Below are 237 nucleotides of genomic sequence, written 5' to 3'. Positions count from 1 at the left end.
GGCGCTCAAGAGCTCCGCCGCGCCTCCTCGGGGGTACTCGTCGGCGGAGACGGCGTTGTGCACCACGGGGATGCGCTCGGGCGAGATCCCGGCGGCGACCCAGAGGGTCTTCATGAACTCGGAGACGGCGTCGAAGTGCGCGACCCCCGTCATCACCAGCCGGGTGCGGTGGAAGTTCGGCGCGTGGTGCAGGTGGCAGTCGATCGGCAGCCCGGCCCAGCGCGCCGCGAGCTGCGC

At 72.6% G+C, this 237-nt stretch carries 1 protein-coding gene; it reads right to left on the bottom strand.

The features are described 5' to 3' along the window. The coding region (locus ACZ6JE_RS15605) for a hypothetical protein (RefSeq protein WP_464319541.1) at window positions 1-237 on the bottom strand (237 nt) is incomplete at both ends.

This window comes from Frigoribacterium sp. AC759, from assembly GCF_979256015.1.
Note: the sequence above shows the minus strand (reverse complement) of the source record. Positions and strands in the feature narration are given on the sequence as shown.